General features: G+C 63.1%; 12 protein-coding genes. 6 read left to right on the top strand and 6 right to left on the bottom strand.

Annotated features, from left to right (window positions below; translation table 11 throughout):
• Positions 1-211: 211 nt before the first annotated feature.
• Together QTA58_RS08690 and QTA58_RS08685 are read left to right on the top strand one after the other, a co-directional pair.
• The gene (locus tag QTA58_RS08690; RefSeq protein WP_289672466.1) at positions 212-1,132 is read left to right on the top strand and encodes an ABC transporter permease; all 921 of its coding nucleotides are present in this window, start codon (positions 212-214) and stop codon (positions 1,130-1,132) included.
• Positions 1,129-2,040: an ABC transporter permease gene (locus QTA58_RS08685; protein ID WP_085421672.1), complete on the top strand. Its 912-nt coding sequence runs from the start codon at positions 1,129-1,131 to the stop codon at positions 2,038-2,040. Before QTA58_RS08690 ends, QTA58_RS08685 begins: the two co-directional genes overlap by 4 nt.
• 91 nt (positions 2,041-2,131) lie before the next feature.
• On the opposite strand, the gene QTA58_RS08680 is transcribed toward QTA58_RS08685, so the two are convergent.
• Positions 2,132-3,715: an ABC transporter substrate-binding protein gene (locus tag QTA58_RS08680; protein WP_289672465.1), complete on the bottom strand. Its 1,584-nt coding sequence runs from the start codon at positions 3,713-3,715 to the stop codon at positions 2,132-2,134.
• Between the two features lie 317 nt (positions 3,716-4,032).
• Here QTA58_RS08680 and QTA58_RS08675 point away from each other — a divergent pair, with 317 nt between their 5' ends.
• The 4 genes from QTA58_RS08675 (at position 4,033) to chrA (ending at position 9,211) form a co-directional block, all read left to right on the top strand.
• Positions 4,033-5,661, top strand: coding sequence for a GMC family oxidoreductase N-terminal domain-containing protein (locus QTA58_RS08675; protein ID WP_289672464.1), 1,629 nt, complete (start codon positions 4,033-4,035; stop codon positions 5,659-5,661).
• Positions 5,662-5,728: 67 nt separating this feature from the next.
• The gene (locus QTA58_RS08670) at positions 5,729-6,781 is read left to right on the top strand and encodes an amidohydrolase family protein (protein WP_289672463.1); all 1,053 of its coding nucleotides are present in this window, start codon (positions 5,729-5,731) and stop codon (positions 6,779-6,781) included.
• A gap of 1 nt (position 6,782) precedes the next feature.
• Positions 6,783-7,886, top strand: coding sequence for an amidohydrolase family protein (locus QTA58_RS08665; protein ID WP_289672462.1), 1,104 nt, complete (start codon positions 6,783-6,785; stop codon positions 7,884-7,886).
• Between the two features lie 107 nt (positions 7,887-7,993).
• On the top strand, positions 7,994-9,211 hold the full coding sequence (gene chrA, locus QTA58_RS08660) for a chromate efflux transporter (protein ID WP_289672461.1): 1,218 nt from the start codon (positions 7,994-7,996) through the stop codon (positions 9,209-9,211).
• A gap of 33 nt (positions 9,212-9,244) precedes the next feature.
• On the opposite strand, the gene QTA58_RS08655 is transcribed toward chrA, so the two are convergent.
• The 5 genes from QTA58_RS08655 to QTA58_RS08635 all read right to left on the bottom strand — a co-directional run bounded on the left by QTA58_RS08655 (position 9,245) and on the right by QTA58_RS08635 (position 15,192).
• Positions 9,245-10,126, bottom strand: a complete 882-nt coding sequence (locus tag QTA58_RS08655; RefSeq protein ID WP_289672460.1) for a dihydrodipicolinate synthase family protein — start codon at positions 10,124-10,126, stop codon at positions 9,245-9,247.
• A 30-nt stretch (positions 10,127-10,156) separates the two neighbouring features.
• The gene (locus QTA58_RS08650; RefSeq protein WP_289672459.1) at positions 10,157-11,776 is read right to left on the bottom strand and encodes an ABC transporter ATP-binding protein; all 1,620 of its coding nucleotides are present in this window, start codon (positions 11,774-11,776) and stop codon (positions 10,157-10,159) included.
• The gene (locus QTA58_RS08645) at positions 11,769-12,692 is read right to left on the bottom strand and encodes an ABC transporter permease (protein ID WP_289672458.1); all 924 of its coding nucleotides are present in this window, start codon (positions 12,690-12,692) and stop codon (positions 11,769-11,771) included. The genes QTA58_RS08650 and QTA58_RS08645 overlap by 8 nt, the downstream gene beginning before the upstream one ends.
• Positions 12,693-12,702: 10 nt before the next feature.
• Complete coding sequence (locus tag QTA58_RS08640) at positions 12,703-13,617, bottom strand: ABC transporter permease (protein WP_085421680.1); 915 nt, start codon at positions 13,615-13,617, stop codon at positions 12,703-12,705.
• A 75-nt stretch (positions 13,618-13,692) separates the two neighbouring features.
• A complete protein-coding gene (locus QTA58_RS08635; RefSeq protein ID WP_289672457.1) occupies positions 13,693-15,192 on the bottom strand; it encodes an ABC transporter substrate-binding protein in 1,500 nt (499 codons plus the stop codon).
• Between the last annotated feature and the right edge of the window lie 91 nt (positions 15,193-15,283).

The raw sequence follows: 15,283 nt of genomic DNA, 5'->3' as shown, positions 1-15,283 counted from the left end.
GGCCGAGCGATGCGATACCGCGATGCTGGAGCGCATCGCGGTGTCGCCCGGAACCGGAGCGGGACAGGTCTGCCTGCCTCGCCTCCTCATGGTTCGGGGGCATGCCCGCGAATCGGATGTTTCTGCCGGCTGTGCAAATGGCCGGCGCCAATTGCGGATCGACGGAGTGTAAATGATGGACGGTGTCCCCGGGATGGTCGGGCGAAGGCTCATGCAACTTCTGCCCGTGATGATCGTGGCGACCTTTGTCGTGTTTTCCCTCGTCTATCTGATGCCGGGCGACCCGGCCGTGATGATTGCGGGCGACTATGCGACGGCGGAGCGCATTGCGGAAATTCGCCATATCTACGGTTTCGACCGGCCCATGCTCGTACAATATTTCGCCTGGGTGGGGAGTGTCCTGCAGGGCGATCTCGGCCATTCGCTGTTCTCCAACGAAGCGGTCCTGCGGCTGATCCTTGCGCGCCTGCCCCATACGATCCTGCTCGTGATCTATGCGCTGCTGCTTGGCGCGGTGATCGGTATTCCGCTCGGCATCCTCGCCGCGACGCGTCAGGGTACCGCGCTCGACAAGATCATTACCAGCATCGCCTCTCTCGGTGTCGCCGTTCCCAACTTCTGGCTCGGCATCATTCTGGTGACGCTCTTCTCGCTCGGCTATCGCTGGTTCCCGGCGACAGGAGCGGTATCCGTCTTCGAAAAACCGCTGGAGGCACTCTACTACGCGACCCTTCCGGCGATAGCCCTGTCGACCGGCGTTGTCGCCGTTCTGGCGAGGCAGGTGCGCAGTGCGCTGCTCGAAGTGCTGGGCTCCCAATATATCCGTACGCTGCGCGCCAAGGGGCTGAGCTCGAGCTCCATCCTGTGGAAGCACGGGCTTCGCAACGTGGCGGCGACGATGCTGACCATCGCCGGCCTGCAGGTGAACCGGTTGTTCTCCAGCGCCGTCATCATCGAGGCGGTGTTTGCCATACCCGGCGTCGGCAATCTCATCAGCTACTCGGCGCTCAACAAGGATTTTCCGGTGGTGCAGGGCGTGGCGCTCGTTCTTGTGCTTGTGGTGATCCTCACCAACCTTCTGGTCGACGTGCTCAACGCGACCTTCGATCCCAGAGTGGCGGCCTCGACATGACCGATACCAACATGACCGTGATGACCGAAAGCTCTGCCGCGCCGGCAACCCGGCCAGCACTTCCTCCCCCTACTCGCTTCCGTTTCTGGGCGTGGCTGTGGTCCGACAAGCGTGCGCTGATAAGCCTTGCCTACCTCTCCGTTCTGGTGCTGGCGGCGATTTTCGCACCGCTGCTCGCGCCCTATCCGCCCAACGAGCAGAATCTGATGGATCTGCTGATGCCACCGAGCGCCGAACACTGGCTCGGCACGGACGATCTCGGTCGCGATACGCTGAGCCGTCTCATGTACGGCTCCTACAACGCTCTCTACGCCGCCGGCCTGGCTGTCGGCATCGGCGTGGCGATCGGGGTGCCGCTCGGTGTATTCATCGGTTTTGTCGGCGGCTGGATCGACGAACTCGGCAGCCGCATCATCGACGGTGTCCTGGCGTTTCCGCCGCTCGTGCTGGCTGTGGCCGTCACCGGAGCGCTCGGCATCGGTCTCACCAATGCGATGATCGCCGTCGGCTTCGCCTTCGCGCCGGTGCTTGCCCGGACGATGCGGGCGCAGACGCTGGTGGTGAAGAACGCGCTTTACGTCGAGGCGGCGACCGGCTTCGGCGCGTCGCGCCTTCACCTGATCCTGCGCCATATCCTGCCCAATGCGATCCAGCCGGTGATCGTGGAAATTACCCTGATGCTGGCCGTGGCGCTTCTGGCGGAAGCAGGCTTGAGTTTCCTGTCGCTCGGCGTCCAGCCGCCGGAGTCGAGCTGGGGCGGCATGCTGGCGCGCGCCTACCACTATGTGGAAGTGGCGCCCGCCCAGATGTATGCGCCGGGCTTCGCCATCCTTTTCACGGCGCTTGCCTTCAACACGCTGGGCGAGTCGATCCGCGTCCTTCTCGATCCGACCATCAAACGCCGGTGAACCCGTCTTTTGGGCGGCTCCGGATATAGAACAGCCCGGCCTTGCGGTCGGGCTGTTTCAGTGTTCACGCCTGTTTGATATTTGGCGTGGATCAGGCGCTCTGGTCGAGCCAGACGCGGTGGAAACGCGGCGAGTGCAGCCGGTCGTAATGGAAATCCCTGACCTTTTTGTTGCGGATCGACATGGCGGCCGAGGTCACCAGCGGCAGGTGCAAAGCCTGTTCTACGACGAAACGCTGAAGCGCGGCGAAGGCTGCCTTGCGTTCGCCCGCATCGGCCGAGGAACCTGTTGCGTCCAGCAGTTTGCGGAATTGCGGGTCTTCCACCTTGCCCGCGTTGAACTGCCCGGTCGCACCGAAAAGCCGCTCGTAGGTCTGGCTCGGATCGAGCCAGCCACCCTGCGGATTGAGGATCATCGCCCCCTTGCCCTCGATATAGAAGAGCTGGTTGACCACCTGGGGCGGCGAGGGTGTGATCTTGAGGCGGATGCCGACCTGCTCAAGCTGGTTGCCGACCAGTTCGATGCGCTGGATCGACGTCTGATCCGGCCAGCTCCAGGTTTCGATCTCCAGACCGTTCGGATATCCGGCTTCCTTGAGAAGGCTGTGTGCCTTTTCCGGATCGTGCTGGTAGAAATGCGCAGTCTCCGCGTCGACCGCCCAGAAATCCTTCGGGAACATGGTCGAGGTCGGCTCGCCCAGGCCAAGCATCAGGACCTTGTTCAGCTCGTCGCGATTGATGGCGTAGTTCATCGCCTGCCGGACCCGGACATCGTTGAGCGGCGGCTTGGCGAAGTTCATCATCAGGGTGAAGAAGATCATCGAAGGATTGGCCTCGGCGACCAGGTCCGGCATCCGGCGCGCGGTGGCGATCTGTTGCGCGGCCATGTTGAGCGAAAGATCGGTTTCGCCGGCGGTGACCGTCCTGGCGGCGGTGTTCAGTTCGTTGATGATGCGGAAGTCGATCCCGTCGAGATAGGGCAGTCCGGTCTGCCAATAGTCGGGGTTCTTCTCGACGCGGATCAGGTCGTTGTCGCGCCACTCGACGAACTTGAACGGTCCGGTACCGACGGGACTGCGATCGACATTGCCGTTGGCCGCGGCCTGGATGGAGGCGGGCGACACGATGCAGCCGACGCGGCCCGTCAAGATGGTCGGCAACGAATAGTTCGGCTGCTTCAGCCGGAGCGTCACCTGGTTCGGTCCGGTGGCCTCCACAGACTTCACCGAAACCAGGTCCGACCGCACGTTGGAGCGCGGATCGTTCATCGAGCGGTCGAGGTTAAACTTCACCGCGTCGGCATCGAATGGTGTGCCGTCGTGGAATTTCACGCCCTCGACAAGGTTGAGGACCAGCGTCGCAGGGTCCGTGAACGTCCAGTCCTTCGCCAGCATCGGCCGGAGTTCGAGCGTGGCCGGATCGAATGCGATCAATGCGTCGAAGATCGCGTAAAGGGCATTGAAGTCCGGCACGTTGCGACCGGTCATCGGATCGAGCGCTGCCGGATTGAACGGCATGGCGATACGCAGCGTGCCGCCCGGTCTGGGCTGCGACGCCTGGGCGAACGTCCGCCTGGGCAACAGCATGGCGCCTCCGAGCGCCGCGCCCGACGCAAGAAGCGTTCTTCGATTGATCCTGCTGCTGCTGAATGGTCTGCCGCTCTGCTTTTCGCTCATCCCTTGGGCTCCTCCCCGATGAAATGGATTGATGGAACAGATTCCTGTCTGGCAGTAGGTATGCATACATGAAATATCCGTTGGCCGGCCTCCCCTCCGGCTCCGCGGCCTCCTGCCGTGAAGAAACTACAATAGGACCTCCTTCATGTATACTTTTTCGTGAAGTTTTGCGGCGAACGGCTTTCTTCGAGCGGGCTCGTGTGCCATGATCAGGCCGGAGGTGGCGTGGCCCTGGCGGTTGCGTCTTTGCGCCTCCGGTCCTGGGTCTGGCGTGTAGGCGCCGGCCAGACCGGTTGCGACAAGTGGAGGAGCATGCCATGGGTACGTTCGAACGTTCCCGTACCTACGACTATGTCATCGTGGGCGGGGGTACGGCGGGCTGCGTTCTAGCCAACCGGCTGTCGGCCGACCCTGCGGTCGATGTGCTGATGATAGAAGGCGGCGGCGAGGGGCGCGGTTTCTACGTGGACATGCCTCTCGGTCTCGCCTACCTCATCGGCAGGCCGCAATATGACTGGCTCTACAAGAGCGAGCCCGAACCCTATCTCGACGGACGACAGCTTCCCCTGCCGCGCGGAAAAATGCTCGGCGGCAGTTCGGGCATCAACGGCCTGATCTATGTGCGCGGCCACGCTTACGATTACGACCAGTGGGCGCAGCTCGGCAATCGCGGCTGGTCGTGGGAAAGCGTGCTGCCCTATTTCAAGCGCTCCGAAGCTTTCCACCGTGCGGATTCCGAGGCACATGGCACCGAGGGCGAATGGGCGGTTTCCGATCCGAATGTGCGGTGGGAAGCCCTGGAGGCCTATCGCCAGGCGGCGATCGAGCAGGGCATTCCGGCGGCCGAAGACTATAATTGCGGCGACAACGAAGGGGTGGCCTTCTTCGTGGCGACCATCAAGAACGGCGTGCGCCACTCCACCGCCCGCGCATTTCTCGAGCCGGTCCGCAACCGCCGCAACCTGACCGTCGTCACCGGCGCTCTCGTCGATCGCGTGACCTTTGACGGCAGGCGGGCGAGCGGGGTCATATTCAGCTTGGATGGACAACAGCACGAGGCGAAAGCCGGACGGGAAGTCCTTTTGTCCGCCGGCGCCTATAGCTCTCCGTCCATCCTCGAACGGTCGGGGGTCGGCGCGCCGGAAGTGCTCGCGTCCGCTGGAATAGAGGTGCTGCATGCATTGCCCGGTGTCGGCGAAAACCTGCACGATCACTGGCATATCAGGGTGCAGCACCGTCTTTTCAATACGCATACCCTGAACACCCGTGCCGGCACACGGTTCGGCAGGATGCTGCTCGGCATGCAATATCTGGCGACGAAACGCGGCCCTCTGGGCGGTTCGCCGACGCTGCTCGGTGCCTTCATCAGGACCACGCCCGATGCTCCGGCGCCGGAGATCCAGATTCATGTTTCCGGCTCCACGTCGCCGAGTTTCGGCGGTGCGATGCACCCCTTTCCCGGCATCACCTCGTCGGCCTGCATCCTCAGACCGGAAAGCCGCGGCTATTGCCATGTCGCGGCGGGCGATCCTTCGGTGCAGCCGCGCATTCTCCACAATTTCCTCAAGGAGGAAGCCGACCGGCAGATCCTGATCAAGTCGATCGAAGCCGTCCGGCGCATTGCCGCAAGCCCGGCCATGGCCCGTTTCGAGCCGGAGGAGATCGCCCCGACCGCCGCCGTGCAGTCGCAGGACGAATTGCTCGATTACGCGCGCCGAACCCTCAACACCACCTTCCATCCCGTGGGCACCTGCAAGATGGGCAGCGACCGCATGGCGGTGGTGGACGACCGGCTGAGAGTCCACGGCCTCACCGGCCTGCGTGTCGTCGACGCGTCGATCATGCCGGTCATCGTATCGGGTAACACCCAGGCTCCGACCGTCATGATCGCCGAGAAGGCGGCCGATTTCATCCGCGAGGAGAGGCGGGAAGCGCAGGCGGCATGATGCCGTCACTGCGGCGGCGCGCGCAAAGACAATTCACAGAGCAACCATGAACGAGATGTCGAGAAACATGCCTAGATACAATACTGCTGGCGCGATCGACTGCGACGTGCATCCGCCGACACCCCGTCGAGCGGACCTGCTTCCCTATCTCGACGATTACTGGCAGGAGATCGTCACCTCCCGCGAAGTCGATGTCCTGGAGCTGATGGGTTATCCCGAACGCACGCGTCCCTCCATGCGGCCCGACTGGGCCTGGAGTGGCGATCCGCTGGCGCAGATGCAGAAGAACCTGCTCGATCCGCTCGGCCTCGAACACGCCATCCTCAACGTGGTTTCCGGCGCGCACGCCCTGTTCGACCCCTACCTCGCGGCTGCGATCTGCCGCGCCACCAACGACTGGCTCGCCGACAAATGGCTCGACCGCGATCCCCGGCTGAGGGCTTCTATGCTGGTGCCGCTCCAGAATGTCGATGCGGCCGTGGAGGAGATTGAACGCCGGGCGGAAGACAAGCGCTTCGTGCAGATCCTGACGCTTGCCATGACCGAATTGCCGCTTGGCCGCCGTACCTATTGGCCGATCTACGAGGCGGCCGAGAGGCACGGGCTGCCGATCGGCATCCACGCCGGATCGAATTTCCGTAACGCACCGAGCCATAGCGGATTCCATTCCTTCCTGATCGAGGATCACGTGGTGCAGCCGCAGGGCTTTTCCACACAGGTCGCGAGCCTCATCGCCGAAGGTGTCTTCGTCAAATATCCGAACCTCAAGGCGGTATTGATCGAATCCGGCGTCACCTGGGTGCCGGCGCTCATGTGGCGCATGAGCAAGGACTGGAAGGGCACGCGCATCGAGGTGCCCTGGGTCAAGGACGCCCCTGCCGACATCATCCGCAGGCATGTCCGCATGACGTCGCAGCCCTTCGACGGGCCTGACGATGTCGAGGACGTCGCCAAAACGCTCGATCACCTGCTCAGCGATGATATGCTGCTCTTCTCCTCGGATTACCCGCACTGGCATTTCGAGGGACTTGAGACGCTGCCGGAAGGCTTTCCGGAGGCGAGGCTCGGCAAGATTCTTCGCGACAACGTGCTTGCCACATATCCGAGGCTTGGAGGCTGACATGGAAACTCCCGTACTCGAACGTAGCCAGGAAAAGACCCAGACGCAGGGCGTGGTGGATTGCGACGTGCATCCCGCTTTTTCAAGGCCCGACCAGTTGCTGGATTATCTTCCCGAACGCTGGAAGAGCCATGTGCGCGATTATGCCATCCGCTCGGCGAACCCGCTCTACGGCACGCTGCCCTATCCGCGCATGACGCCCGGAAACGGCATGCGCCGCGATTCCTGGCCGCCGAATGGCGGCCCGCCGGCGTCCGACCTTGATTTCCTGCGGGAACAACTGCTCGACCAGTGCAATATCGATTACGGCATCCTCCAGCCGCTTGCAGCGGGCAGCATGGCCTTCAACCAGGAACTCGGCGCAGCGCTCTGCGCGGCCTTGAACGATTGGCAGATCGACAAATGGGCGGGACCGGAGCCGCGCCTGAAGGCTTCCATCTGCATTTCCCAGGAAGACGCGAAGGAATCGGTCGCCGAGATCGACCGGCGCGTCACCGACCGCCGCTTCGCCCAGATTGCCATGCCGCCGCGCACGATGGAGCCCTGCGGCCGTCGCCGCTATTGGCCGATCTACGAGGCAGCCGAGCATTACGGCTTGCCGATCGGGCTGCATACCAGCGCCTTCGGCTACCGCGCGAACACGCCGTCAGGCTGGACCTCCTTCTATCTGGAGGAGCACTACGCCGCCTCCAACAGCCTTCAGACCGTGCTGACCAGCATGATTCTCGAAGGCGTGTTCGAGCAGTTCCCGAAGCTGAAGATCGTGCTCGTCGAGGGCGGTTTTTCATGGCTGCCGTCGCTGGTATGGCGTCTCGACCGCGAATGGAAGCGCATGAAGAGCGAGGTGCCGCATGTGAAGCGCAAGCCTTCGGAATATGTGCGCGAGAATTTCTGGTATACCACCCAGCCGATCGAGGAGCCGGAAAACAACCGGCATCTTCTCGATATCCTGCGCTGGATCGGCACGGACCGGCTGATGTTCTCGACCGATTACCCGCATTGGGATTTCGACGATCCGCGCTATGCCTTCAAGGTGCCCCTGACGCCGGTCGAGCGCGCCGCGATCTTCCGCGACAATGCGGTTGCCTTGTTCGGCCTCCAGTGAGCAATGCTGAAAGACGTTGCGCTGAGGTTGCAGGCTCGGTTTTTTGAACTTAGTTTCCCGCCCGGCATCTGACCTAGGCGTAAGGGAGCTGTTTCGTGAAGTCTTCGTTGGCAGCAGCTCCTGAGGTTACGGGCGACGATGCGCGCGGTACGCCCGGCGAGGTTCTCCGCGCCTTCCTGAAGCTCGGGCTGACCTCCTTCGGCGGCCCGATCGCCCATCTCGGCTATTTTCGCGACGAGCTTGTGGTGCGCCGCAAGTGGATCGACGAAGCCGGTTATGCGGATATCGTGGCGTTGTGCCAGTTCCTGCCGGGGCCGGCCTCCAGCAAGGTCGGCTTCGCGCTCGGCCTCCTTCGCGGCGGACCATTGGGCGCGCTCGCCGCCTGGTCCGCCTTCACCCTGCCTTCGGCGATCCTTCTGGTCGTCTTCGCCTATGCCGCCACCGCCTTCAGCGGACCTGTCGGGTCGGGGCTGCTGCATGGCCTCAAGGTGGTCGCCGTGGCCGTCGTCGCACAGGCCGTCTGGGACATGGCGCGCACTTTGGCGCCCGATCGGGAACGGGCCGGCATCGCTTTGGCGGCGGTGCTGATCGTCGTATTCGCGGCAGGCGCCGTAGGTCAGGTCGCGGCGATCGTCGTTGGCGGCCTCGCAGGGCTGCTGTTTTGCCGCAATGGCCCGGCAGCCGGTGCCAATCACCTGTCCTTTCGCGTGTCCCGCCGCGTCGGCGTCTTTTGCCTCGCCGCCTTCTTCCTGCTCCTGTTCCTGCTTCCCGTCGCCGCCGCCGCCAGCAGCTCGCAGGGGCTGTCGCTGGTGGACGCCTTCTATCGTGCGGGCTCGCTGGTATTCGGCGGCGGGCACGTGGTGCTGCCCATGCTGCAGGCCGAAGTCGTCAATCCGGGGTGGATCACGGATGACGCCTTTCTGGCGGGTTACGGCGCCGCTCAGGCGGTGCCGGGCCCCCTGTTCACCTTCGCCGCCTATCTCGGGGCGGTGATGGGACCGGCACCGAACGGCATTCTGGGGGCGATGATCTGCCTCGTCGCGATCTTTGCACCGGGCTTCCTGCTGCTGGTCGGCACCTTGCCGTTCTGGGACCGTTTCCGCAGGCGTCCTCTTGCCCAGGCCGCGATGCGCGGCACCAATGCCGCCGTGGTCGGCATCCTCGGCGCGGCGCTCTACAGCCCGGTGTGGACAAGCGCGATCCTGCGCCCCCATGATTTCGCCCTGTCACTGACGGGATTCATCCTGCTCACCGTCTGGAAGGCGCCGCCATGGATCGTGGTTGTCGTGATGGCGGCGGGAGGGATCGGCCTGGCTTTCATCTGACCGTATCGCCTGCCGAGCAGGCTGACGCGAGGGTCAGGGGCGACCGAAGCGGCGGAGGACTTCTCTGATTTGCTCGTCCTGTTCGTCATTCGGCAGCAGCGCCGGTTGCCGGCTGGCGCCGACCGAAGAGTCCTGAAGATAGAGCGAGCGCTTCACCATCGCGGGCGCGAAACCGAGTGCATAGAGATCCTTGCGGAAGGCGGAATAGATCGCCTGCTGCCGTTCCGCTTCGGGAATGTCGCCTGCGTTGAATGCGTTCACGATGCCCGCCAGAACGTCGGGCATCGCGTTGCCGAGGCCCGAGATGCAGCCGGCCGCCCCGTTCTGCAGGGCCCATAGGACGAGATGGTCCGGTCCCGAATAGACTTCGAATCCCCGCACATCCTTTGCCACCTCCAGATATGCCTCGAGTGTGTCCTGGGCTCCGCCGGAATCCTTGATGCCGGCGATGTTGCCATGGCCCGCGAGCTTCCTTGCCGTTTCAGGCTCTATATGGTTCTGGGTCCGGGCCGGGATGTCATAGAGATAGACAGGCGATTTCACCGCGTCGGCGACAGTCGAGAAATGGCGCACGAGGCCGTCCTGGGTGCAGGCGATGAAGAACGGCGTGATCACGGCAATGCCGTCCACCCCGATCCGGTCGAACTCCCTGGCGAGTTTCAGCGTCTCGAAGGTCGCCGGCATGCCGGCATTGACGATCACCTTCACCCGGCCGGCGACTTCGTCGACCACCTCTTCGGTGAGCCTCACCTTTTCCTCGAAGGTGAGAGCGGTGAAATCCCCGTTCGTGCCGGCGCACATGATGTTGTTGCCGGCCGCAACCTGGCGCCGCACCTGCGCTCGCGTGGCTTCGTAATTGATGGTCTCGTCCTCATTGAAGCAGGTCACGAGGGCGACGAAAGCGTGCTTGGGCATCGAAAACTCCGACTTGATTTGTGAGATGCCTTATGAGGCGTGTTCCATCCGGGCGGCGCGAAGGGCCGCCTGCACGTCCGGATCCGGATCGAGACTCGCGGCAAGAAGGGCGCGCGTATACTCCTGCTGCGGTGCCTCGAAGACCTCGCGGACCGTGCCGAGTTCCACGACCTCGCCCTTCTGCATGACCATGACGTGATCGGCGAAGTCGCGAACCACCGGCAGGTCGTGTGCGATGAAGATGAAGGCGATACCCATCTCCTTGCGCAGCCTGTCGAGCAGCGCGATCACCTGGGCCTGGATCGACACGTCGAGCGCCGAGACGGCTTCGTCGCAAACGATGAGCTGCGGTTCGAGCGCCAAGGCCCGGGCAATGGCGATGCGCTGGCGCTGGCCGCCCGAGAACTGGTGCGGATATCGCTTCATGTGGTCCGGGCTCAATCCCACCTGGACCAGAAGCTCGGCAACCTTCTCGCGCCATTTGGGGCGGGGAAGGATATCCGGATGGATGACCCACGCTTCGGAGATCAGCTGGTAGACCGTCATGCGCGGATTGAGTGACTGCGTCGGATCCTGGAACACCATCTGCAGGTCGCGCCGAAGCTTATAAAGTTCGGCGGGCGCCAGCGTGAACAGGTCCCGCCCTTTCCACAGGGCGCTGCCGCCGTCGGGTTCATCGAGGCGGAGGAGAATGCGCGCCAGCGTCGATTTGCCGGATCCGCTTTCGCCGACCACGGCGAGGGTCTCTCCCGGCATCAGATCGAAGGATATGCCCTTCAGGGCCTGGAAGCCGCCATAGGCCTTTCTGACGTCCCGGACCGACAGCACCGGCTCGCCTTTGGAATGCGGCTCATGCATCTCCCCCTTGCCGGGCGCCGCGGCGATGAGCTTGCGTGTGTAGGGATGCTGCGGGTTCTTGTAGACTTCGCGGACGGTGCCGCTTTCGACCAGCGCACCCTTTTCCATGACGACGACGCGGTCGGCGATCTCGGTGACGACGCCGAGATCATGCGTGATGATGATCACCGCCATGCCGGTCTCCCGCTGCAATTCCTTGAGCAGCGCCAGCACTTCCGCCTGAACGGTCACATCGAGCGCCGTCGTCGGCTCGTCGGCGATGAGCAGGTCCGGCCGCAGCGCGAGCGCCATGGCGATCATGATGCGCTGCCGCTGTCCGCCGGAGAACTGGTGCGGGTATTTCTTCAAGGCGTGTTCGGGATCGGGAATTCCGACGCGGGTCACCAGACGCAGGGCCTCCGTCTGCGCTTCGGCGAAGGACTTGCCGTGCGCCGTCAGGGTCTCCCGGATCTGCCAGCCGACCGTATAAACGGGGTTGAGATGGCTGAGCGGGTCCTGGAAGATCATGGCGATCCGCTTGCCGTTGATCTGGCGGCGCTGTTCGGCGCTCATCCTCAGGAGATCGGCACCGTCAAGCAGGATTTCGCCCGAGCTGATGCGGCCCGGCGGCATGTCGATCAGGTTCATGATCGCGGAGGATGATACGGACTTGCCCGATCCGCTCTCGCCTAGGATGGCCAGCGTTTCGCCGCGGTCGACATGATAGGATATGTTGTCGACCGCCTTCACCATGCCCATGGCGGTATGGAACTCGACCGAGAGGTTGCGGACTTCGAGAAGGTGATCAGCCATTGGTGCTCCCCTTCATTTCGAGCCGCCAGCGCTGCACCGGATCGAAGGCGATGCGCATCCAGTTCGACAACAGGTTCAGCGACATGGTCGTCAATATGATTGCAAGCCCGGGCCAGAAGGAGAGCCACCAGGCATTGGTGAGGTACTGCCGTCCCTGCGAAATCATGAGGCCCCAGGTGATTTCCGGCGGCTGGATGCCGATGCCGAGGAAAGAGAGGGCGCTCTCGGCCAGCATCACATAGGCGAAGTCGAGCGTCGCCAGCGTGGTGAGAGTCGGGAAGACGACCGGAAGGATGTGGCGGAACAGGATGCGCTTGCTCGATGCACCCATGACGCGGGCAGCCTGCACGAACATCCGTTCCCGGATTTCGAGCACTTCCGCCCGCGTCGTGCGCAGATAGACGGGAATGCGGGTGATCGCCAGAACGAGCATCAGGTTCAGGATCGACGAGCCGAGGAGATAAAGCACGATCACCGCGATCAGCAGTGACGGGAAGGACATGATGACGTCCGCCAGCCGCATGATGACCTGGTTGACCCGCGGCGACGAGAGCCCGGCGATCAGTCCCAGCACCGTTCCGACCACTGCGGAAATGACCACCGCACCGGCTGCCACCATCAGCGTGTTCTGGGTCGCGACGATGATGCGCGCCAGCAGGGGGCGCCCCAGGGCATCTGCGCCCATCCACCAGATCCATCCGCGTTCCCAGTCGAAAGGCGGGAGGTTTCGGCCGCGCAGGTTCTGCTTGATGGCGATGTCGCCGAACCAGCTTGGTCCGGCGATGGCGAGCAGGATCATCACGATCAGGAAGATTGCGGCGCAGAATGCGAACTTGTCCGCCCAGAGCATGCGCCCGAACCGGCGGATGACGCCGGGTTCCTCTGCGATCGGAGATTCCGTGGTATGTGCCGTCATGATCGCCTCCTCAATGCCGGATGCGCGGGTCGAGAAGCGCATAGGCGATGTCGATCAGCAGGTTCATGAGGAAGATCGCCAGCGCCGTGACCAGAATGGCCGCGAGTACGACGTTGAAGTCCCGCTGCAGGATGGAATCGATCATCAGCTTGCCGACGCCCGGAAAGCCGAAGATGGTTTCGATGACCACCGCGCCGTTGAGGAGGCTTGCCGCCTGGTCGCCGATGACGGTGATGACCGGCAGCATGGCGTTCCGCAGGGCATGGATGAAGATGATCGGCCCGGATCTGATCCCCTTGGCGCGCGCGGTTTTCACATAGGCCGAAGAGAGCGCGGTGATCATCGAGCCGCGCACAACCTGTACGATGATGCCGAAGGGACGGATGAACAGCACGCAGATCGGCAGGATCCAGTGCAGCAGCGTTCCGGTGCCGGAGGTAGGCAGCCAGGCAAGCTGCACCGAGAAGATCACGATGGCGACGATGGCCAGCCAGAAGTCGGGTACCGAGGCGCCGATCAGCGACAGGATGGACGACAGGCGGTCGAAGAAGCCGCCGGCTCTGAATGCGGCGAGCGATCCGACGACGATCGCGGCGCCCGCCACCAGCGACATGGTGATGGAGGCGAGCCACAGCGTCCAGGTGAAAGCCTCGGTCACCACGTCGAGGGCCGGACGGGCCTTTCTCAGCGACTGGCCGAGGTCGCCGGTGAGGACATCCCCGACATAGCGCGTGAACTGGACCATGATCGGATCGTTGAGCCCATGCAGTTCGCGAAACTGCGCCTTCATTTCCTCGGAGGCCTCGACAGGGAGAAACAGCGACGCCGGGTCGCCTGTCAGCCTGGACAGGAAGAAGACCAGCACGAGCAGCCCTACGAGCGAGATCAAACTGGCGATGGCGCGTTTGCGTATGAAGCTGAGCATGAGTCCCTCAAGTGGCTAGGGCGGCAGTTTGAGCTGCCGCCTTGCTTTCGTACGGCGGTCTCCGCCGGGGATAAATCACTTGATGCCGATCTCTGAGAGCTGGAGCATCGAGTTCGTTGCCATCGTAGGCTTGAAATCGAGCTTCTCGGAGACGCGCGAGAAGCCTACCATGTGGAAGAGAAGAACGTCCGCGACGACTTCGTCATGCAGATAAGCGATCAGCTCCGACCAGAGCTTGGCCCGTTCGTCGCCGACGGCCGCCGAAGCGCGCCGGATCAGGTCGTCGACCTTCGGATCGGAGAAGCCGGACTGCGTGCCCTCCGAAGCATATTTGAAGAACATGGAGAAGGAAGGATCGCCCTTGGAGTTGTCGTGCATCGCCGCGACGAGCAGCGGACCGCGGCCTTCCTTGAAGGGCTTCGAATAATAGCCTTCGTGCTCGGCGACTTCCACGAACTTCAGATCGACCTTGAATCCGACCTCCTGAAGCTGCGATTGGATCGCTTCCATGATCTCCGTCACATTGGGAAAGTTGGCGGTGCGGGCGATGATGGTGATCGGCGTCTCGACCTTCACGCCGTCAGCCTTGGCCTCTTCCAGAAGCTTCTTGGCGCCTTCGGGATCGTAAGGGAACACCTTTACGTCCGGATTCCAGCCGAGCGTCGGCGGCGGGACGATGGCCGTGGCGAGAAGTGCGCCGTCTGGAACGAGCGTTCCGATGAAGGCTTCACGGTCGATTGCCAGGTTCAGCGCCCGACGGACGCGGACGTCGTTCAGCGGCTCGATGTTGTGATCGATGCGCAGGTAGACCGTTTCGCTGTCGAGATAGGAGAAGTCGGTCGCCGGATTGGTGGCATCGAGCTGGGAAATCGACGGCGAGATATCGGCCTCGCCCGTCTGGACCATCGCGGCGCGCACGGCCGGGTCGGCCCGGAAGAGGTAGGTCGCCTCCGTGACCTGCGGCTTTTGCCCCCAATAGTCGTCGCGCGCCGTGAGCACGATCTGCTGGCCCGGCGTCCAGTTCGTCAGCTTGTAGGGGCCGGTGCCCACGGGCTCGCGTACGAACTCCAGAGGGGTGCCTTCGGGGACGATCGTCACCAGGGACAGCAGCAGGGGAAGGATCGGCTGTACCGGATCCACGTTGAAATCGATCGTACGATCGTCCACCACTTGGGCGTTGACCGTCATGCCGCCGAAGTATCGCCGCGACTCGCAGGCGTTCTTGTCGCTCATGATCCGGTCGAAGCTGTATTTGACGTCCTTGGCATCGAAAGCCGTGCCGTCCGAAAAGGTAACGCCCTGGCGCAGGTGGAAGCGCCAGCTGCCGTCTGCCTTCTGTTCCCATTTTTCGGCAAGGCGCGGCATCAGGCCCTTGTCCCCGCGCACATCCAGCTCGGTGAGTGTCTCGCTCACGTTCTGCATGATGACCCGCCCGATGTTCGACCGCGTTGCCATGCAGGGTTCGAGCAGGTCTGCTTCCTCGGGCAGTACGATCTTGATCGGGCCTGACGCTGCGTAGGCCGGCGATAGCGCCGAGCCCAGAATCAGCGCCGCCAGCATAATGGTCTTTCTCATTTTCATTCCTCCCTCTTTCCCTGGATAATCAGTCGTCAGTTGGCCGCTGCACGCTTTCCCGCGCATGCTGCGATGAAGGCGGTCACGCAGA

Source organism: Neorhizobium sp. CSC1952, from assembly GCF_030378245.1.
In the GTDB taxonomy this organism is placed as follows: Bacteria; Pseudomonadota; Alphaproteobacteria; order Rhizobiales; family Rhizobiaceae; genus Neorhizobium; species Neorhizobium oryzae_A.
The sequence above is the reverse complement of the archived record's forward strand: the minus strand, read 5'-3'. Positions and strand labels throughout refer to the sequence as shown.

Bases quoted from the DNA above. Each gene is read 5' to 3' on its own strand.
- QTA58_RS08640 (WP_085421680.1), bottom strand. From the start codon at position 13,617: ATGCTCAGCTTCATACGCAAACGCGCCATCGCCAGTTTGATCTCGCTC.
- QTA58_RS08685 (WP_085421672.1), top strand. From the start codon at position 1,129: ATGACCGATACCAACATGACCGTGATGACCGAAAGCTCTGCCGCGCCG.
- QTA58_RS08635 (WP_289672457.1), bottom strand. From the start codon at position 15,192: ATGAGAAAGACCATTATGCTGGCGGCGCTGATTCTGGGCTCGGCGCTA.
- QTA58_RS08690 (WP_289672466.1), top strand. From the start codon at position 212: ATGCAACTTCTGCCCGTGATGATCGTGGCGACCTTTGTCGTGTTTTCC.
- QTA58_RS08655 (WP_289672460.1), bottom strand. From the start codon at position 10,126: ATGCCCAAGCACGCTTTCGTCGCCCTCGTGACCTGCTTCAATGAGGAC.
- QTA58_RS08670 (WP_289672463.1), top strand. From the start codon at position 5,729: ATGCCTAGATACAATACTGCTGGCGCGATCGACTGCGACGTGCATCCG.
- QTA58_RS08650 (WP_289672459.1), bottom strand. From the start codon at position 11,776: ATGGCTGATCACCTTCTCGAAGTCCGCAACCTCTCGGTCGAGTTCCAT.
- QTA58_RS08645 (WP_289672458.1), bottom strand. From the start codon at position 12,692: ATGACGGCACATACCACGGAATCTCCGATCGCAGAGGAACCCGGCGTC.
- QTA58_RS08675 (WP_289672464.1), top strand. From the start codon at position 4,033: ATGGGTACGTTCGAACGTTCCCGTACCTACGACTATGTCATCGTGGGC.
- QTA58_RS08665 (WP_289672462.1), top strand. From the start codon at position 6,783: ATGGAAACTCCCGTACTCGAACGTAGCCAGGAAAAGACCCAGACGCAG.
- QTA58_RS08680 (WP_289672465.1), bottom strand. From the start codon at position 3,715: ATGAGCGAAAAGCAGAGCGGCAGACCATTCAGCAGCAGCAGGATCAAT.